The sequence below is a fragment of the Acinetobacter sp. YH16032 genome, from assembly GCF_013417345.1.
Taxonomy (GTDB): domain Bacteria; phylum Pseudomonadota; class Gammaproteobacteria; order Pseudomonadales; family Moraxellaceae; genus Acinetobacter.
Map to the genome: position 1 here is coordinate 1 of NZ_VPEE01000023.1, position 19730 is coordinate 19730.

Genomic DNA, 19730 nt, shown 5'->3' on the forward strand with positions numbered 1-19730 from the left:
TTCTTCGCACATACAGTTGCGATAGCAGCAGTTAAAGTTGTTTTACCATGGTCAACGTGACCGATTGTGCCCACGTTAACGTGTGGCTTATTACGTTCAAACTTAGCCTTAGCCATGAGATCTTCCTTTTTAAACTACTCATGGAGGATCACTCCATGAGCACTTGGTTTTAAACTATGAATTAGTTGGGCTTATAGTAATCGAAAGATTACTCGTCGTCACCTTTTTTACCACCAGCTTGGAACTTAGCAATGATGCCTTCAGCCACGTTACGTGGAGTTTCAGCATATTTAGCAAATTCCATAGAGTAAGTCGCACGACCTTGAGACATAGAACGCATGTGTGTTGCGTAACCGAACATCTCAGAAAGTGGAACTTCAGCACGGATTGCTTTAGTACCGCCAGGTAAATCGTCCATACCTTGAACCATACCACGACGACGGTTTAAGTCACCCATGATATCGCCCATGTAGTCTTCTGGAGTTTCTACTTCAACTTTCATGATAGGTTCAAGAAGAACAGGATCTGCTTTCATGAAACCATCACGGAATGCGTAAGAACCCGCCATTTTGAACGATAATTCGTCAGAGTCGACATCATGGTAAGAACCATCGAACAATGTCGCTTTGATGCCAACAACTGGGTAACCAGCTAGGACACCATTCTTCATACGTTCTTGAATACCTTTGTCTACAGCACCAAAGAATTCTTTAGGTACAACACCACCAACAACTTCTTCAGCGAACTCGTAGTCTTTACCAGCTTCAGGATCCATTGGCTCTAAACGTACATATACGTGACCGAATTTACCTTTACCACCAGTTTGACGAACAAACTTACCTTCTTGCTCAACAGATTTTTTAATCGTTTCGCGGTAAGCAACCATTGGTTTACCAATGTTCGCTTCAACACCGAATTCACGCTTCATACGGTCAACGATGATGTCAAGGTGAAGCTCACCCATACCAGCAATAATAGTCTGACCAGATTCTTCATCAGTACGAACGCGGAATGATGGATCTTCTTTCGCCAAGCGGCCCAAAGCAACTGACATTTTTTCTTGGTCAGCTTTAGTTTTAGGTTCAACTGCAAGTGCAATTACTGGCTCTGGGAATTCCATACGCTCCAATGTGATCACGTTGTTTTCATCACAAAGTGTATCACCTGTAGTCGTATCTTTAAGACCTACACATGCCGCGATATCGCCCGCACGAATTTCTTCGATGTCATGACGGTCATTAGCGTGCATCTGTACAATACGACCAACACGTTCACGTTTAGATTTAACAGGGTTATAAACTGCACTACCAGCTTTTAGAACACCTGAGTAAACACGAACGAATGTCAAGTTACCAACGAATTTGTCGTTCATAATTTTGAACGCAAGCGCAGCAAACGGTGCTTCATCAGACGCTTCACGAGAACCTTCTGTCTCATCTTTGTCGTCTAAGATACCTTTAATTGCTTCAACGTCAGTAGGTGCTGGTAAGAATTCAATAACAGCATCCAACATACGTTGAACACCTTTGTTTTTGAACGCTGAACCACAAAGCATTGGTTGAATTTCATTCAACAATGTACGTGCACGAAGACCACCGATGATTTCTTCTTTAGTCAAATCACCTTCTTCTAGGTACTTATCCATGAGTTCTTCTGATGCTTCTGCAGCAGCTTCAACCATGTTCGTACGCCATTCTTGAGCAAGCTCAACAAGGTCAGCAGGAATTTCACCGTATTCAAACTTCATACCTTGAGATGCTTCATCCCAGATAATCGCTTTCATTTCGATAAGGTCTACTACACCTTGGAAGTTTTCTTCTGCGCCAACAGGAATCACGATTGGCACTGGATTACCACCAAGACGTGTTTTTACTTGTTCAACAGCACGGAAGAAGTTTGCACCAGTACGGTCCATTTTGTTAACGAACGCAATACGAGGTACTTTATATTTATTTGCTTGACGCCATACAGTTTCTGACTGAGGTTGTACACCACCTACAGCACAGTAAACCATGCACGCGCCGTCAAGAACACGCATAGAACGCTCAACTTCGATCGTGAAGTCAACGTGTCCCGGTGTGTCAATTACGTTAATACGGTGTTGTTCGAACTGGTTACCCATACCTTTCCAGAAGCAAGTTACTGCTGCTGAAGTAATGGTAATACCACGTTCTTGCTCTTGTTCCATCCAGTCAGTTGTTGCTGAACCTTCGTGAGTTTCACCTAGTTTGTGGCTCTCACCTGTGTAGAACAAAATACGTTCAGAAGTCGTTGTTTTACCAGCATCAATGTGTGCTGAGATACCAATGTTACGGTAACGAGAAATTGGGGTTTGACGAGCCATGATTTCTTGCATTCCTAAATTTTGTTGTTTAAAACAGGACGCTTTAAGCTGCTGAGCAGCTTAAAGCGATTCGATGACAAATCAGTGAAACCCGACTTACCACCCTCCTGAATAGGGGCTGTTTTATCCGCTTAGAAACGGTAGTGAGAGAAGGCTTTGTTGGCTTCAGCCATACGATGCACATCTTCACGTTTCTTGATCGCTGAACCTTTACCTTCAGCTGCGTCAAGCAACTCACCAGCAAGGCGTAACGCCATAGTTTTTTCAGAACGCTTAGCAGCAGCATCTACTAACCAACGCATCGCTAGAGCAGTACGACGGGATGGGCGTACTTCCATAGGAACTTGGTATGTAGCACCACCAACACGGCGTGCTTTTACTTCGACCATAGGACGAACTTTTTCAAGAGTAGTCTCGAAAAATTCAACTGGGTCTACTTTAGATTTTTCTTGAACGCGGTCTAAAGCACCGTAAACGATACTTTCAGCAATAGATTTTTTACCATCTTGCATTACGTGGTTCATGAACTTAGCGATTGTTTGGCTGCCGAACTTAGGATCCGGAAGGATTTCACGAGCAGCGACTACGCGACGTCTTGGCATTTTAATACTACCTATAAATATGACACTTCAGGTTTATCCAGCAGCAGTACAAAGTGTCATGTACTATTCGCTGGCCTTACTACACGTCGCTTGAATTTCACAAAATTAAATGCAGAAATCAGACAAGCGAGACGATAAAGGATTGCAGTTCTATACGTTTAAGAAAATGATCTAGTTAGATTATTTCTTAGGACGCTTAGTACCGTATTTAGAACGAGACTGGTTACGATCTTTAACACCAGCACAGTCTAAAGAACCACGAACGGTATGGTAACGTACACCTGGTAAGTCTTTAACACGACCACCACGGATAAGAACAACACTGTGCTCTTGTAGGTTATGGCCTTCACCACCGATATAGCTAGATACTTCAAAACCTGAAGTTAAGCGAACACGGCAAACTTTACGCATTGCTGAGTTAGGTTTTTTAGGTGTAGTTGTGTAAACACGTGTACAAACACCACGACGTTGTGGACAAGCCTTCAACGCAGGAACTTTTGATTTTTCAATCAAAGTCGTACGACCCTTACGGATCAACTGATTTGTTGTTGCCATGTGGCAATTCTCCCGTTAATAAAAAGCCCCAAAAAATACTACTTTTTGAGGGCATGCAATTGTAAGCCAAGAAGTAAAAATGGTCAACATTCAACATGACATCAAATATTGACCATTGTGTGCTTACAACGAAATTTTCAGAATGATTTGATCAACCATTCATAACTAAATTTATTGTTTTTTCTGTGACGTAGGTAGTGAGTTTGCTGCTTCGTCTTTCTTTTTTGAATTACGACGCTTAGGGGGCGCTTTTACCTGCACAACAGGTTCGCCTTGAGGCTGGTCTTTATCAGCGTCTTGAACACTTTCATTAGAAGCCGATTCCACATGTTTTTCAGCTAAGGCCTTAAGACCATCCTCAACACTGACCGCTTCTTCTTTTTCAGACTCGGCAGATTTTGCTTCAATTTTAATTGCTGAAATTGAATCATTATGAACTGCAGACTCATCAACTTGAATAGACTCTTCTCCTTCAAGTTTTTTTGCAAACTCTTCAACCTCAACCACTAACTCATTATTGATTGACACTGTGGAATTCAATGCGAGTGAAGATTGCTTTAATAATTCTGTACCGCGCTCAAAGGCCTCCTGAACAGATACCTGCTCATCTGGATGTTGGAGAATGTACTGCTGTGCTCCTGAAAAAACAGCTCTAGCTTTAGAATGAGCCTCTTCCACCAAACGCCAGCTATATACTGCACCAATACCAGCACCAGCCACAGGTGCTAATTTAGATAAAATTGAAATTTGAGGAATCTGATTCAACCAATTCCATTTATAACCACCTTCAGGATTACTCAGCCAATTTTTTAAAGCCGTGAAGTCGTTACTAGAGCCCAATAGGGTTTGTAGCTGATGAGTATCTTGTGTTTCCAATAAATTTGCGACTGTTCTTAATGCCACTAAAAGTGTTTGCTTTTCCGCAATAACACCTAAATCGACTTGTTTGAATACATACTCAACGATCTCTTGCTCTTGACGATGATTAAGTTCAAAACCGTGCGCGCGCCCTTCTTGGTAAATACTACGCAACGTAAATGCCAACGAGAAAGGAATATCGATGGCCGTACCAACTACGCCTGTCGCACCAGACACTGCCCCCTGAACCGCTGCAATCAACTTATTTTGATTGGCTAATGCTTCACCGATACGATTCGCACGATCAGGGCTTGATTTAAGTTCATCCAAGCTTTTTGCACCAACTTCCTTTAATACATGCTCAACTGAACTTAACTCAGAAACAAAATCATTTAATTTATCAAAAAAATAATCTGCAACTTTGTTGTTTAAGTCCGGAGAGATAAAAGAAGCAACATTATTTAATTTACTGTAATGACGACCAAAAATTTTTTGAGAAATTTGAGGGACATGATCACGAAATAATTGTTGAGGGGTTTCGTACTTTTTTTGTTCAGTCATTTTTCTCTCATCTAAAGTTATGTCAATAATTTTTTGTGGATCAGGTTGTTGCGTCAATTTCGCAATTGATCCTGGTGCAACATGTTGTGCCAGTTCAAATCCAGTAGCACTGAGCTTTTTAGCCACTCCAAATGCTTTTGATACCAGTCCGCTAGATTGCTTATTATTAGAATTTGCCATTTACAACCCTCCTTCGCATTTATCACTTATGTTTAAAATTCTATGTGCAGTCAAGAGTTATCTCAACTTTATCGTGTTTTATTCGGTTGCAATATAGTGAACATATCTGCCAATAAGCGTTTTAACGCTGCGATATTGATTTGCCATAAGAATTTAAAATAGATTCTGATATCATGATACGAATTTTTGACAAGATCTTATGGTCTTTTACATCCAATCAAATCGATGTGAATTTTTCCATAAAATGACTTCACCATAATAGGGAATTGTAAATGAAACGTGTTGTAATCACTGGTATGGGCATTAACTCATGCATTGGTAATACATTAGAAGATGTAAATCATGCCTTACAAAATGGTATTTCAGGCACACGTTTTAACCCAACTTATGCTGAACTTAATTTTAAAAGTCATGTTAGTGCTGCAGCAGAACAAAATTTTGACGGTATTGACCGTAAACTGAAACGCTTCATGGGTGTATGTGCGATGTATGCCTATAACGCTGCAGTCGCTGCGGTTGAAAATGCGGGTCTAACCGCTGAAGATCTTGCGGGCAATCCTCGTTATGGGATTGCGGGTGGTTCAGGCGGCAACTCTACAGCTTCTGTCGCTGAAATGATTGAACTTCTTGAAGAGAAAGGCGCACGTAAAATTGGCCCTTTCTTTGTTCCACGCAATATGTCAAATACTATTACAGCTAACGTTGGTGTGGCATTCAAATTACAAGGTATCGCTCACTCTATTACAAGTGCTTGTGCAACCTCAGCTGATGCCATTGGTTACGCATACAACCTGATTCAACTTGGCAAACAGGATCTAATGCTCGCTGGTGGTGGTGAAGAAGACCATTGGTCACAAAGCCTATTATTTGATGCAATGGGTGCTTTATGCTCAAAATATAATGACTCACCAGAAACCGCTTCTCGCCCTTACTCTGCTGATCGTGATGGTTTTGTCATTGCTGGCGGCGGTGGTTTCGTGGTACTTGAATCTCTTGAGCATGCTCAAGCGCGCGGTGCAAATATTCTTGCTGAAGTCGTTGCCTATGCAGCCAACTCTGATGGTGCTGATATGGTCGCACCATCAGGTGAAGGTGCAACACGTTGCATCTTGATGGCACTTGATGAAGCAAAACAGCATGGTGTTGAAAAAATTGATTATGTAAATACACACGGCACATCTACACCAGCTGGTGATGTGACTGAATTGAAAGCAATGGAACGCGCATTCGGTGAAGGTCAAGTACCACCTTTAAGTTCAACAAAATCTATGACAGGTCATAGCTTAGGCGCTGCAGGTGTACAAGAAGCGATTTACTCTATTCTCATGATGCAGAATGACTTTATTGCACCAAATATCAACGTTACTGAGCTTGATGAAGGTGCAAAACCATTTGATATCGTACTTGAAAAACGCGATACAAAACTGAATACTGTAATGAGTAACAGTTTTGGTTTCGGCGGCGTAAATGCCTGCCTCATTTTCAAGAAATGGGAAGGCTAATTTAATTCCGCCCATAATGGGTGATTAGATGGATGCTCCTTCAGATGCTTTCCTATGGGTAAAAGCATTACATATTATTGCTGTGGTATGTTGGTTCGCTGCTTTGTTCTATCTACCACGGCTTTATGTTTATCATGCGATGAGTGACGATGCCATAAGTCATCAACGCTTTGAAGTCATGGAACGTAAGCTTTATCGTGGCATTATGTGGCCTGCGATGATCGCAACATTGATCACTGCACATTTTTTAGTGGACTGGGGTGATGCAACTCGACATTATCATGAAGCTTTATGGTTTTATTTAAAAGTTGGTTTAGTCGGATTACTGGTCATATACCACCTAATGTGTGGATATTACCGTAAAAAACTCATTGATAATGCACACTATAAAAGTCATAAGTTCTGGCGCTATTTCAACGAAATGCCCACATTGATCTTGTTTGCAGTTGTGATTTTAGTTGTGGTCAAACCTACATTCTAAGGAATATAAAAAAACCTCCATTCGTGGAGGTTTTTTCTTTCTCTAAAAATTAATTATGGTTACGCTTACGCATACGTGGTTTATAAAGAACACGATATGTTACAGCCAACAGAATTAACCAGATTGGACTAATCATCAAAGCTTTCAGCGTGTCTGGCTCTAAACTTAAAATGATTAATGCAAATAGCAAAAATGCCAATACAACGTATGACATTACCACTCCACCCGGCATTTTAAAATTCGACTTTTCATGTAGCTCAGGTCGCAATTTACGTTAGCGTATATAGCACACCATGATAATCGCCCAAATACTAATGAAAAGAATCACGCACAGCGAACTTGCTAATGTAAAAGCTTCCATCGTATTTGGCACAAAATACTGAAATGCTGCACCGGCCATAATAAATGTACATGAAAAGATTAATCCCTTAGCAGGTACGGCACGACTTGAAAGTTCTGCTAGCTTTTGAGGGGCTTGGCCGTCACGGGCCAATCCAAATAACATTCGACTGGTAGAAAAGACACCACTGTTCATGGAAGACATCACAGAAGACAAAACCACTAGGTTCATAATCACAGCAGCTGAACCAATACCCGCAAATAAGAATAATGTGACAAATGGACTTTGATCTGCTGGGATATTGATCCAAGGTGTCACAGACATAATCATGATCAACGAAAGCACATAGAAAATAATAATACGTGTCGGAATAGCATTAACCGCTTTTGGTAAATTTTTTTCAGGATCTTTGGTTTCCGCAGCCATCGTCCCGAGTAACTCTACACCAACAAAGGCAAACATTGCGATTTGAAAGCCTGCCAAAAAGCCCATGGTTCCTTTCGGGAACATTCCACCATGAGACCAAATGTTACTGAAGCTTGCAACAGCACCACTTGGTGACTGAAAACTCGTAAACACCATGAAGGCTCCCACCAAGATCAATCCAATAATGGCTAGAATTTTGATTAATGCAAACCAAAACTCAATTTCACCAAAAAGTTTTACAGTGACTAAGTTAATTGCGAGTATGAATAAGACACATCCTGCACTAATCGCTGCTTGCCCCATTGGGGTAAACATTTGATCTGGAGGTAACCAAAAACTGAGATAATTGATAATTGCTGCTAAATCAGCAATACCGACCAAAATCCATCCCAGCCAATAGGACCAACCAATATAATACCCTGCACCTGGTCCAATGAGATCATGTGCCATATCAATAAATGATTTGTAGTGCAGATTAGATAAAAGAATTTCACCAAGGGCACGCATCAAGAAAAAAAACATGGCACCAATAATCATATAAATGATGATGATTGAAGGTCCTGCAAGTGAAATCGTTTTTCCTGAGCCCATAAACAACCCTGTACCAATCGCTCCACCGATGGCGATGAGTTGTAAATGTCGATTTGAAAGCTTACGCTGTAATTCATTGGGAGATGATTGTTCATCAATATTTGTGGTTGTCATTATTCAACATCCTTTTACACCATCTAATCTAATCGATCAGCCTAAATTCCGCTTCAAACTGAGATTCAAGAGATTTTGTTATTATGAGAGGAGCCATAAATGACTCTTCCTCGTGAAGTCTTACTTATATTCAGTTATTTCAATGCAGCAATCACTGCGATTTCAATTAACCATTCTGGATTAACGAGGTCAGCCTGAATGGTTGCTCGTGATGGTGGTATTGAATCCTCCATCCATTCAATCCAAATTTGATTGAAGATTTGAAAATCTTCCAAATTCTTCACGAAAACTTGTGCTGACAATAAACGAGATTTATCTGTGCCTACTTGAGCCAAAAGAGCGTCGATCGTATTCAGCACATCTTTCGTTTGTAAGGCGATATCAGGCGTCGTAATCTTAGGTACTTGACCAGAAAGATAAGCCACTTGATTAAAGACTGTAACTGCACTCATCACGCCATTACTATTGAATTTTTGAATATCCTGATTTTGCATATTAATTCCTTGATTACTCAGTATCGATCCTAGTGTTGATCGTTGAATTTTTAACATTAAATTTCTAGAACAAATGGAACCCGCGTCGTTACGCCACACATTAACTCATATCCCACAGTACTCGCTCCTGCAGCGACCTCATCAATCGGTAACAAACTTCCGTACTTTGAGACGCCCCACAGTACGACTTCACTGCCAATTTTTGCATCTTCAATATGCGTGATATCAACAGCTAGCATGTCCATACTTACACGACCAATCAAAGAAGTTTTTTGTCCATTCACAAGCACTGTTGTGTCAGATTGAGTAATCCGTTGATATCCATCTGCATATCCACAAGCGACAATGCCAATTTTCATAGCTTGTTCTGCAAAAAATGTCGATCCATAGCCAATACTTTGCTGAGGATTAATTTCTTGAATTGCAATCAATTCACTTCTTAAAGACATTGTTGGTTTTAAGTCCCAATCTTGAATAGTATGGGTTGGATAATCCGGTGAACTCCCATACAACATAATGCCACTACGTACAATGTTAGAGTGGACATGATTGGCATGTCTAAGAATGGCTGCGCTATTACTTAGTGAACAAGGACCACCTAAAACGCTGATGATTTGATTGAATACTGAAATTTGATAGTCAACCCCAACCTTATTCAAGCGCTCGCCATCAGCATCAGAAAAATGTGTCATGTGAGTGATTGATGCCACTTGTGGCAATTCAGTTAACAGACTCCAAATTTCAGGGTAACGTTGAGGTTGGAATCCTAAACGGTTCATACCACTGTTCATTTTCAAAAAAATATTAAAATGAGCATCAAGACTAAACCGCTTAATCCATTCGACTTGAATCTCGTTATGAACGGTAAATTGAAGATCCAAATCGTGACACAACTGTAAGTCCGCTTCTTGAAAGATACCTTCCAAAAGCAAAATTGGGCCTTTCCAACCTAAATCTCGAACTCGTTGTGCTTCACTCAGCTCTAGAAGTGCAATTCCATCTGCATCCACTAAGGCTGAATAAATGCGCTCGATCCCATGACCATAAGCATTAGCTTTAACAACAGCAAAAACTTGGGCATTCGGTACATGTTGCTTAGCAACTTTCAAATTATGCTTGATCGCGTTTAAGTGAATAACAGCCTGTATTGGGCGAGACATATTCCTTGTCCTATTATTTATTTTTTAATAGCAAACCACGCAGCCTTTAAGCTGCGTGGTTATAACGTTGAATTGAAAGTCCATCGGTACTAATCTCTGGAGTCCGATTCAGCACTAAATCACTAATCAGCTTTCCAGAACCACATGCCATGGTCCAGCCGAGCGTGCCATGTCCAGTATTTAAAAATAGATTCTTATATTTCGTCGCACCGATAATAGGCGTACTGTCTGGTGTCATCGGTCGTAGTCCCGTCCAGAAACTGGCTTGTGCCATATCTCCACCTGGGAACAAATCACGTGTTACCATCTCTAAGGTGCCACGGCGATCCTCATTTAACTCTTTATTAAAACCACTTAACTCAGCCATCCCACCAACACGAATTCGTTGATCAAAACGAGTTATTGCAATCTTGTAAGTTTCATCTAAGACAGTTGATTGAGGAGCATATTGCGCATCCACGATAGGTATAGTTAATGAATATCCCTTTACAGGATAAATGGGCAAATCTAGACCTAATGGTTTAATAAAATCTCGTGAATAGCTACCGAAGGCAAGTACATAACGATCTGCCGTGAGTACCTGACCGTCTACAATAACGCCTTTAATTTCGTCGCCCTCAACTACGAGTTTTTCAACATTTTGATTAAATTTAAACTCAACACCAATACCTTTTGCATATTCAGCAAGCGCGTTGGTAAAGATATAGCAATCACCAGTCTCATCATTTGGAAGATGTAAGCCACCGACTAATTTGTCTTTAACTTCCGCTAATGCAGGTTCAACTCGACCTAGACCTTCACGATCTAATAACTCAAATTCGACACCTGTTTCTTTTAAAACTTCAATGTCTCGTTGAACTGCGTCTAATTGCGCATCCTTACGAAAAATTTGTAATGTTCCTTTTGAACGATTCTCATAAGATATGCCAATATTTTCGCGTAATTCTCTTAAACAATCTCGACTGTATTCAGCAACACGTACCATACGCTCTTTATTGATGGCGTAATGTGCCGCATTGCAGTTCTTCAACATTTGAGCCATCCATTTCAGCTGCCACAAGCTTCCATCTACATTAATTGCTAATGGTGCATGATGTTGAAACATCCATTTAACCGCTTTAAATGGAATTCCTGGTGCGGCCCATGGTGTAGAATACCCAGGAGAAATCTGTCCTGCATTGCCAAAACTCGTTTCTTCGGCAGGACCTGATTGACGATCTAATACAGTGACGCTTGCTCCTTGTTGCGCTAGGTAATACGCACTTGCAACACCAATGACACCACTACCTAATACAATAACGCGCATGAACTATCCCTCAGCACTGTGTAGTTTATTTCACTAGTATATTTTTGCTTTAATAGTTTTTTTCACTCTTTTAATCGTTATAATTTAGGTAATTTAAGGGTTTTATCCTGAAAAAATTAAAAAATAAGGAAATTATTCATGCGGAAATTAGATCGCACTGATCGTATGATTTTAGATATTCTGCAAAAGGACGGTCGTATTGCCATTAGTGAACTGGCTGCAAAAGTAAATCTTTCTACAACCCCATGCTCGGAAAGAGTGAAAAGACTAGAACGAGATAGCATTATTATGGGCTATTACGCCCGATTAAATCCGGAGTTATTGGAGCGTAATTTACTCGTCTTTCTAGAAATTAAGTTATCGGCGAAATCTGGAGATGTTTTTGATCAAGTCGCCAAGAATTTAGTTGAGATACCTGAGGTATTAGAGTGTCATTTAATTTCAGGTGAATTCGATTACTTGGTGAAAGCGAGACTAAAAGAAATGAGTGCTTATCGCCAACTACTGGGTGACCTGCTTAAAATGCTTCCCTCCTCTGCATCCTCCCATAGTTACATCGTGATGGAAGAGGTCAAAGAGTCCTTGTACTTGGATCTAAGCTAAGCTACGAAGAGCAATCTCTTGAGAGTTGCTCTTGAGCCCAAATTTCGGCTTAGATTAATCAACGTAATTTAAAATTTGATGGAAAGCTTGAATTCTGGCTTTGGGTGCAGCAGCGGCTAACTCTGCATCACTGCCATAACCGTATTCCACCGCAATCGTTTCAATCCCATTTTTTCGAGCACCGATAATGTCATGCTCTCGGTCCCCTACCATTAAACAGGTTTCTGGCTTAATTTTTTCTCGCTCTAAAATATATGCAATAAGTTCAGCTTTATTGGTGCGGTCACCATTTAACTCACTGCCATAGGCATAATCAAAATACGGTATGAGATTGAAATGTTCAAGAATTTTCTGGGCATACACCTCAGGCTTTGCAGTAGCTAAAAACAATCTGTAACCTTTGTTCTTAAGTGTTGCCAATGTCTCTGCTACATCTTCAAATAATAAATTTTCAAATAAACCTTTTACAGCAAAGCGTTCACGATAACCAAGTAAAGCCTGTTCCGCCAAATCATCATTCACATCAACCTTCAAAATTTTGGCCAACGAGGCTTTTAAAGGTGGTCCAATAATCCAATCAATATTCTCATCCTCCGCGATAAGATGACCTACTTTTTCTAAACCATAACGTGCAGAAGTCGTAATACCCACTTTAGGATCAGTTAGCGTTCCATCTAAATCAATGAGAATATTTTTAATCATGCTGTACCTTTTTTAGAAATGCTATCGAGACTTCTCAGAAACTTGCCTATACTACTCCAAATTGATCGATGAAGGACATTGTTGTGCGCCCTACTGTATTGTGCTTTTCTGGTTTAGATCCATCTGGTGGTGCTGGCTTACAAGCAGATATTGAAGCGATCGGCCAAAGTGGTGCTCATGCAGCAATCGCATGTACAGCGTTAACCATTCAAAACTCTCAACAAGTTTTTGGATTTGAAGCAACCTCAAAAGATTTACTGCTGGCTCAAGCGAATGCTGTAGTGAACGATCTTCCTATCAAAGTAGTGAAATCTGGCATGCTCGGCACTACCGACAATATCGCCGCTTTGGCAGAATTCCTAAGAGCACATCCTGATTTTCAATACGTACTCGATCCAGTTTTGGTTGCCAATAGTGGTGGCTCATTAGGAAATCAAGCAACATTGGTCAAGGCTTTTGTTGAATTGATTCCTCTTGCTACGATTCTTACACCGAATACCGTTGAACTTCGCGCATTAACAGGCTGTGAAGATTTAGATCAAGCTACACAGAAGTTATTTGAAATGGGTGCTAAAGCTGTATTAGTCAAAGGTGGTCACGAAGACACACCGACTTATATTAGAAATGCACTCTACATCAACGGTGATATGGTCTCTGAAACAAAATGTCCTCGTCTTGAAGGTGAGTATCATGGTTCAGGCTGTTCTCTTGCTAGTTTTATTGCAGGGAGGTTGGCACAAGGTGATCAAATTAAAAATGCAGTTCACCATGCGGAAACATGGCTATTTGGTGTATTAAAACGTGCTGAAATCCCAGTTGAAGGTGGCCAAAGAATTCCAAAACGCTTCTAAATAAAAAGCCCACTGACTGTGGGTTTTTTTTTATTAATCTTTTAGTCTTTCTTTGACTGATCGGATATGTTCTCTATTGGTTTTCCACGATTTTTGAAGCGCTGCTTTTTCAATACGATATTTAATTCTCTGTAGTCTACGATCATCAATCACTTTCATTTGGTAGCTTTTAACTTCTTCAATCCAACTTTTACCCCAATGAACATGTACAGGAATTGGTGTTTTAAACTCACAATTAGGCACGAAAACTATTAACCCATGTATCGACAGATTTGAATCGATTAAATCTTTTAACAATCCCTCTAAAACCTTTATATGCTTGTAGTTTTGGTGCAATGGATTTTGAAATTTATGGCTAGATTTATAAATTTTTTGAGTCCACATTTTTTGATGTGATGAGCCAAAAATCCAACCTTTATAGTTTTTGGTCTCAATCACAAATATTCCATAAGGACTCAATAAAATATGGTCAATCTGTGTGGTCTGATTGTCCTGATCCAAAAATGTTAGATCATTCAGTAAAATATAGTCCTCATTCAAAAATTTTTTTGCATGATATTGGACAATGTATTCACCCAATTTTCCTTTGATATAAGGTACAAACATTTTGAATACAGGGATGATTGCTAGAATTAAGATCAACCACCATAACTGCGATATGAGATTAAAAACAATTGTAATTATAGGATTTTCATTAGACATAATTTTTGTATTTCATATGTTTATGCTGTTATAACATCACCACTTATCATCTTCAAGCTGCAGCAGCTTAAGCTTATTTTCCACACCTCCTGAAAATCCGACCAGCTTGCCATTGACACCTATTACACGATGACAGGGTACAATGATCGCGATAGGATTTTTCCCATTGGCCAAGCCTACCGCTCGAACCGCTTTTACATTCCCAACATCCTCAGCAATTTGCTTATACGTTCTAGACTCTCCAAAAGGAATTTTTAACAGCGCATTCCATACCGAGCGTTGGAATTCTGTCCCATAAAGTTCTATGGGCAAATCAAATACCTGACGTTGTTTTAAAAAATATTCGCGAAGCTGTGTTTCGGCAATGCATAAAATCTCGTGATCATCCCGCTGAATTACGATTTGATTTCGGATAAACTGAGGAAGTGCATTCTCCCAAGCGACAACAATCAATGCTCGATCATGAGCAACCAATTGAAGTTCACCGACAGGTGTCATTATTTTTTTTAAATAAAATTGAGTCATTTTTTAATCGCCTGAAAGTTGAATCATCTAACTATGTTGATGATAACTTCATCAAGACCAAACCCGAAATAATCAATACTGCAGCGATCATTCTCATTGCATTTGCAGGTTCTCCAAGAATAAAAATCCCAACCACAAATGAACCTACAGCGCCTATGCCTGTCCATACGGTATAAGCTGTCCCGAGTGGCAAAGTTTTCATCGCATGGGAAAGTAAAGCAAAACTTGCGATCATGAAAACGATCGTCAAAATACTGGGTGTCAATTTGGTGAATCCATCTGAAACTTTCATAAAATAGGCCCAGACCACTTCCAACAACCCTGCAACAATCAAGACTAACCAAGCCAAAATAAACCCTCTCTCAATTAAAAAAAGCAGCGTATGGATACGCTGCCTTAAATCTTACGCTGATGCTAATTTCATCATGACTAAACCTGAAATAATCAGAATAGCCGCAATCATCCGCATTGCTGTCGCAGGCTCACCCAGAATAAAAATGCCGACTAAAAAAGACCCTACTGCACCAATCCCCGTCCAAATCGTATAGGCAGTTCCCAGAGGTAATGCTTTCATGGCATGTGCCAACAACCCAAAACTGAGAACCATAAAAAATAGAGTAATTGCAGTGGGTGTGAATTTAGTAAATCCTTCAGACATTTTCATACTATATGCCCAAACGATCTCAAATAAACCCGCGAGAATAAGAATAAACCAAGCCATGATGCCTGCTCCCAATTAAAATAATTTAAGAGTCAGGCCGTCCTGACGATTTTTCTCATAGAAATGAGGGAGGTCGTTCCTCCAAATGATGGTTGAATTATATCAACACACGCACAAAATAGGCGCAATTTTACAATTTTTGACCCAAAATACACCTACAAAAAATAGGTCATTATTGGACTAGCTTTTCTAGATTATTTCTGCATTTTTAGGCTATTGCATTGCGAAGGCGATCGCTATTGTCAGATGGAAGAATAAATCCGCACCAAATTAGAATACTTCACTGCACTATAGAAAATCACTGGTCTAGGATGTTTAAATTTAAATTGATTTTTTATCTCGCTCTTTTAAGACTTATTCACGAAGATAAGCCAAATAATGAGCAACGAAAATTTCTCCCCCAAACAATTCAACAGAAAGGATAAGAAGATCCATTTTTTGTAAAAAAGGACTCAAATGAGTCCTTTTTATACATTTATTGTCTAATAAACAAACCATTGAACTAAATATGATTATAATCTAATCAAATTATCCAGACTGTTATCAACACAGATATCCACCAAGTTATCCATAAACTTATCCACAGATGTGTGTAGTGTTATACATGTTTCGGATCAAACGTTAATTGAACCTACTTTCGCCAACTCTGCACGCATTTCATCAATTACAGCTTTATAATCTGGCTTTCCGAAAATGGCAGAACCAGCCACAAACATATCAGCACCAGCTTCAGCGATTTCACGAATATTTGCTGGACCAACACCACCATCAACTTCTAAGCGAATATCTTTACCAGATGCATCAATAATTTTGCGTGCTTCACGAAGCTTATCTAGTGTCTTTGGGATAAATTTTTGTCCACCGAAGCCAGGGTTGACGCTCATTAATAAGACTTGATCCACTTTATCCAGTACATAATCAAGGTAATGTAAAGGCGTTGCAGGGTTAAAAACTAAACCTGCTTTAGCACCACCAGCTTTAATCAGCTGCAATGAACGGTCGATATGGTCTGATGCTTCTGGATGAAAAGTGATGATATCTGCACCCGCTTCTAAGAAATCTCCGATCATACGATCGACTGGTTTCACCATAAGATGAACGTCAATTGGGGCCTGAATACCATATTTTTTAAGTGCCTTACATACACCAGCACCAAAAGTTAAATTTGGTACATAATGATTGTCCATTACATCGAAATGGACCACATCTGCACCTGCTTCAAGTACGTTTTCGACTTCTTCACCTAAGCGAGCGAAATCAGCAGATAAAATCGATGGAGCAATTAAGAATGGCTTGGACATGTCAGGACCTGGCGGGAAATTAGAATTCAAAAGATGATTATAGCAAAACTTCGTTTATTCATTCCTTCGAAATTACTGCTATTTAAATTTCAACTCAAAATGCAAATCGTTGATTAAAAAGTATTCAAGGACGGAATATGACTTATGCAAAGCTATGTTGCATATTCGGAACAACCTTATAGTGAGATGAATGTTAAGATACAATGAATTTCAAGTATTACGGTAAATAATGAAAACAACCACAACGATAGAAAGCTCCGAAGCATTACGTATCGCTAAACGATTAAGCAATCATTGGAAACATAAATTTGATGTCGCCAATACCGATGACCAATATCAAATTTTTATGCCAAAAGTGACAGTTGAATTATCAATACAACCTGATCAACTTCATGTCAGTATTGTGAATAAAGAAGAAATATCATTAGAAGAATTAATACGACTAGAAAATGTCGTGCTTGATCATATCAATCGCATGGTTCAAGCTGACTATCAAGTTATATGGTCTAGAGAAAGTTAAAGAAAAACCGACATAAAGTCGGCTTTTCATTATTGTTGCTGTTTAAATTCAGTAACACGGCGAATTCGTTCTTCAGTGGCAGGATGACTTGCAAAAAGATCAAGAATTTTTGATTGATCCTCGTCTTCTCCCATATCATCACTCATACGTTTTAAAAAGTTTGCAAAATGCACTGTATCCATTTCATGTTTATGCATGAGTTCTAGCGCATACTGATCTGATTCTAACTCAAACTTCCGTGAATACCCTGCACCAATCATGGCAACTGGCAAAGTCGCAATTAAATCCGATCCATCACCAGTGATGGCAATATAAAGTACGCTGAATCCTAGGCTCGAAAGACCTTGTTGTAAGCTATGACGTTTTAATAAATGTGCTTGTTCATGTGCCAAAACGCCGATAATTTCCTGATCATTCTTGGCGAGCTTCACTAATTCATCGGTGAGATAAATTGTATTGTTTGGCAATGCGAGCGCATTGGCTCCAAGCGAGGCACCTTCCCTAAATTTCAACTGAGCGGGATGACCATCAGCAACATATTTCAGATAATCCGCGAGAATCCGATCCTGTCTTTGCTGTGATAACTGAGAAGGTTTAGTGTATTCGGCTAAATAAACTTCTGCCTGACCACCCAAACGATTCAGCGTATTTTCTGGCAGCTGGAAAGCAACAATGTGCGATGCCGTCGGTATTCCCCATTTAATGACGGAGAAACCAAGTGCGACCACGAAAATAACACTAAAAATAATCAACGATGGTGTACGTTCAAGTTTCCATACTTTTTGATGAAAATTTTTATGCTCAACAGGCAACCATTCAGGAAGCTGACGCTCATGAAATTCAATTCTAGCGTCATGTGTTAACTCTAATGCTGGATTACGTCGACCAATTTTACCAAGCAATACCATTTCATCTGCATGATAGTAGACTGTTTTCACTTCGCCTTGTTCTGTATAACTGACAGCGATACTGTCTTGATTAACAGGGCGAATCTGTGCTGTAAAAGGCTTAGAAAGAACACCATCATAATATGTCACTGTGAGAGGTTCATTCATTGAATTAACTCCTAAAGTGAAATATCAATATCAAAAATATCACTAATTTCTTCCGCGATCGCACTATGATCACTTTGCGCAATATTCATCATCAGGTTTGGATCATCATTTAATTCTAAGCTCATCGATTCAAGTTGGTATCTATAAATGCGAATAGCAGCCCATGCTGACAATAATCCTAAACTTAAGATTCTAGCGATCCAATTACTCGCAACAATCCATGCATAGCGCCATTGATTACAACTGGTCTTAAACTGACTGCTGTTGAGTGTTGTGCTATTCCACGTAGTAATAAAAATTCGTGCCTGTATTAACGGACCAATAAACAACATTCCAATCGCATAAACGGCAAAGATCATCATCAGCATCATATCCATTCCATGACCACTGAGTATTGATAATGTCGAACCACCAAATCCAATGAGCATAAGAATCAATACAAAGAGAATCATGGGAACATATACTGCTCGCATATAACTGGGCCAGTCATTGTTTAATTGAAATTTGAGTTGTCCAACATATAAATGATTAAGCGTATATTTTTTATAAATCCAAATTGCGACAGGGCTAAATATACCTAATGTGAAAATGGTGATAGCAAGTGCAAGTAAAAATTGCTTATAGGCTTCTTTATTCGTGCCAGAAAAATAAAAACGACTGTTCCCAAATTTACTGTTGCGCGCATTAAATCGTACTGTGGCACGAACCAACCATGGAAGAGCGATATAAATAATCAGACCACCAAATGCTGCTATCGTCATATCCATATATGAGGCAATCGCAAATATTGCCCAAATGCCAATGGCTATCAGTCGACCAATCAAAATTTTAGTCGGTAAACCAGTAAAATCAAAAAAGCGATGAAAAAATTCGGTATTGTTATAAAAATATCTTAAACGACGTACTTTCGCCCATGGCGCATATAGGCTCAATGTCGCAATCGTCAACAGAATGTTGACGATCCATATGCCAAAGTACTCCATCGCATTGCCATGAAATTTAAATTTAAATACTTTCCCCATATAAATCGGTCGATTTTCATCTGCATCAGATAATGGAAATGGATCGTTGATCAATGGTAAGGGTGCTTGTTCAGCGGAGTGTTCTGATGAATTCATTATTATTTTCTCTGATTATAAAAAATGACATCCCGAGAGATGTCATCATTCAACATGGTTTAAATGTGATATCGCACACATTATAACGAACTTAAGTATGAATATCTTAAAATTCAAA

Annotated in this window: 21 protein-coding genes and 1 pseudogene; 5 read left to right on the top strand and 17 right to left on the bottom strand. The window is 39.5% G+C overall.

Going from position 1 to position 19730, the window contains the following annotated elements; all coding sequences use genetic code 11:
- From FTV32_RS11545 to FTV32_RS11565, 5 genes are all read right to left on the bottom strand, one after another.
- Positions 1-116, bottom strand: a 116-nt coding sequence (locus FTV32_RS11545; RefSeq protein ID WP_244782822.1) for a GTP-binding protein, incomplete at its 3' end; no start/stop codon positions are given.
- 92 nt (positions 117-208) lie between these two features.
- Positions 209-2344 (bottom strand): elongation factor G, encoded by a 2136-nt coding sequence (gene fusA / locus FTV32_RS11550; protein WP_035268315.1) that lies wholly within the window; start codon positions 2342-2344, stop codon positions 209-211.
- Between the two features lie 131 nt (positions 2345-2475).
- On the bottom strand, positions 2476-2946 hold the full coding sequence (gene rpsG, locus FTV32_RS11555) for a 30S ribosomal protein S7 (RefSeq protein ID WP_004648014.1): 471 nt from the start codon (positions 2944-2946) through the stop codon (positions 2476-2478).
- A gap of 180 nt (positions 2947-3126) precedes the next feature.
- Positions 3127-3501: a 30S ribosomal protein S12 gene (gene rpsL, locus FTV32_RS11560; protein WP_004648013.1), complete on the bottom strand. Its 375-nt coding sequence runs from the start codon at positions 3499-3501 to the stop codon at positions 3127-3129.
- 171 nt (positions 3502-3672) lie between these two features.
- On the bottom strand, positions 3673-5100 hold the full coding sequence (locus FTV32_RS11565) for an EcsC family protein (RefSeq protein WP_180028718.1): 1428 nt from the start codon (positions 5098-5100) through the stop codon (positions 3673-3675).
- Positions 5101-5372: 272 nt separating this feature from the next.
- On the opposite strand from FTV32_RS11565, the gene FTV32_RS11570 reads away from it, so the two are divergent.
- On the top strand, positions 5373-6602 hold the full coding sequence (locus FTV32_RS11570) for a beta-ketoacyl synthase N-terminal-like domain-containing protein (RefSeq protein WP_035268310.1): 1230 nt from the start codon (positions 5373-5375) through the stop codon (positions 6600-6602).
- A gap of 28 nt (positions 6603-6630) precedes the next feature.
- Complete coding sequence (locus tag FTV32_RS11575; protein ID WP_035268308.1) at positions 6631-7083, top strand: CopD family protein; 453 nt, start codon at positions 6631-6633, stop codon at positions 7081-7083.
- 49 nt (positions 7084-7132) lie between these two features.
- Here the strand turns inward: FTV32_RS11575 and FTV32_RS11580 are convergent.
- The 4 genes and pseudogenes from FTV32_RS11580 to FTV32_RS11595 form a co-directional block, all read right to left on the bottom strand.
- Positions 7133-8554 (bottom strand): annotated as a pseudogene (locus tag FTV32_RS11580) (amino acid permease).
- 134 nt (positions 8555-8688) lie between these two features.
- Entirely contained in the window at positions 8689-9048 is a 360-nt protein-coding gene (locus FTV32_RS11585) for a RidA family protein (protein ID WP_035268302.1), read from the bottom strand.
- A 56-nt stretch (positions 9049-9104) separates the two neighbouring features.
- Positions 9105-10208 carry an alanine racemase gene (alr, locus tag FTV32_RS11590; RefSeq protein ID WP_180028719.1) on the bottom strand — a complete coding sequence of 368 codons (1104 nt, stop codon included), beginning with the start codon at positions 10206-10208 and terminating at the stop codon, positions 9105-9107.
- A gap of 46 nt (positions 10209-10254) precedes the next feature.
- On the bottom strand, positions 10255-11514 hold the full coding sequence (locus tag FTV32_RS11595; RefSeq protein WP_035268298.1) for a D-amino acid dehydrogenase: 1260 nt from the start codon (positions 11512-11514) through the stop codon (positions 10255-10257).
- A 138-nt stretch (positions 11515-11652) separates the two neighbouring features.
- Here FTV32_RS11595 and FTV32_RS11600 point away from each other — a divergent pair, with 138 nt between their 5' ends.
- On the top strand, positions 11653-12117 hold the full coding sequence (locus tag FTV32_RS11600) for an Lrp/AsnC ligand binding domain-containing protein (protein ID WP_035268295.1): 465 nt from the start codon (positions 11653-11655) through the stop codon (positions 12115-12117).
- A 54-nt stretch (positions 12118-12171) separates the two neighbouring features.
- On the opposite strand, the gene FTV32_RS11605 is transcribed toward FTV32_RS11600, so the two are convergent.
- Positions 12172-12819, bottom strand: a complete 648-nt coding sequence (locus tag FTV32_RS11605) for an HAD-IA family hydrolase (protein ID WP_180028720.1) — start codon at positions 12817-12819, stop codon at positions 12172-12174.
- Positions 12820-12902: 83 nt separating this feature from the next.
- On the opposite strand from FTV32_RS11605, the gene FTV32_RS11610 reads away from it, so the two are divergent.
- On the top strand, positions 12903-13670 hold the full coding sequence (locus FTV32_RS11610; protein ID WP_035268321.1) for a hydroxymethylpyrimidine/phosphomethylpyrimidine kinase: 768 nt from the start codon (positions 12903-12905) through the stop codon (positions 13668-13670).
- Between the two features lie 33 nt (positions 13671-13703).
- Here the strand turns inward: FTV32_RS11610 and FTV32_RS11615 are convergent, their stop codons facing one another.
- From FTV32_RS11615 to rpe, 5 genes are all read right to left on the bottom strand, one after another.
- Entirely contained in the window at positions 13704-14372 is a 669-nt protein-coding gene (locus tag FTV32_RS11615) for a nuclease-related domain-containing protein (protein ID WP_180028721.1), read from the bottom strand.
- Positions 14373-14408: 36 nt separating this feature from the next.
- Positions 14409-14897 (bottom strand): methylated-DNA--[protein]-cysteine S-methyltransferase, encoded by a 489-nt coding sequence (locus FTV32_RS11620; RefSeq protein WP_180028722.1) that lies wholly within the window; start codon positions 14895-14897, stop codon positions 14409-14411.
- 31 nt (positions 14898-14928) lie between these two features.
- Positions 14929-15246, bottom strand: a complete 318-nt coding sequence (gene sugE / locus FTV32_RS11625) for a quaternary ammonium compound efflux SMR transporter SugE (protein WP_180000188.1) — start codon at positions 15244-15246, stop codon at positions 14929-14931.
- Between the two features lie 54 nt (positions 15247-15300).
- Positions 15301-15618 carry a multidrug efflux SMR transporter gene (locus tag FTV32_RS11630; RefSeq protein WP_180028723.1) on the bottom strand — a complete coding sequence of 106 codons (318 nt, stop codon included), beginning with the start codon at positions 15616-15618 and terminating at the stop codon, positions 15301-15303.
- Between the two features lie 614 nt (positions 15619-16232).
- Positions 16233-16919, bottom strand: coding sequence for a ribulose-phosphate 3-epimerase (gene rpe / locus FTV32_RS11635; RefSeq protein WP_035268285.1), 687 nt, complete (start codon positions 16917-16919; stop codon positions 16233-16235).
- A gap of 229 nt (positions 16920-17148) precedes the next feature.
- On the opposite strand from rpe, the gene FTV32_RS11640 reads away from it, so the two are divergent.
- Positions 17149-17439 carry a DUF2218 domain-containing protein gene (locus tag FTV32_RS11640; RefSeq protein ID WP_180028724.1) on the top strand — a complete coding sequence of 97 codons (291 nt, stop codon included), beginning with the start codon at positions 17149-17151 and terminating at the stop codon, positions 17437-17439.
- 29 nt (positions 17440-17468) lie between these two features.
- On the opposite strand, the gene FTV32_RS11645 is transcribed toward FTV32_RS11640, so the two are convergent.
- Both FTV32_RS11645 and FTV32_RS11650 read right to left on the bottom strand, forming a co-directional pair.
- Positions 17469-18494, bottom strand: a complete 1026-nt coding sequence (locus FTV32_RS11645; RefSeq protein WP_180028725.1) for a M48 family metallopeptidase — start codon at positions 18492-18494, stop codon at positions 17469-17471.
- 11 nt (positions 18495-18505) lie between these two features.
- Positions 18506-19516 (bottom strand): YjgN family protein, encoded by a 1011-nt coding sequence (locus FTV32_RS11650; protein ID WP_257227626.1) that lies wholly within the window; start codon positions 19514-19516, stop codon positions 18506-18508.
- Positions 19517-19730: the final 214 nt, after the last annotated feature.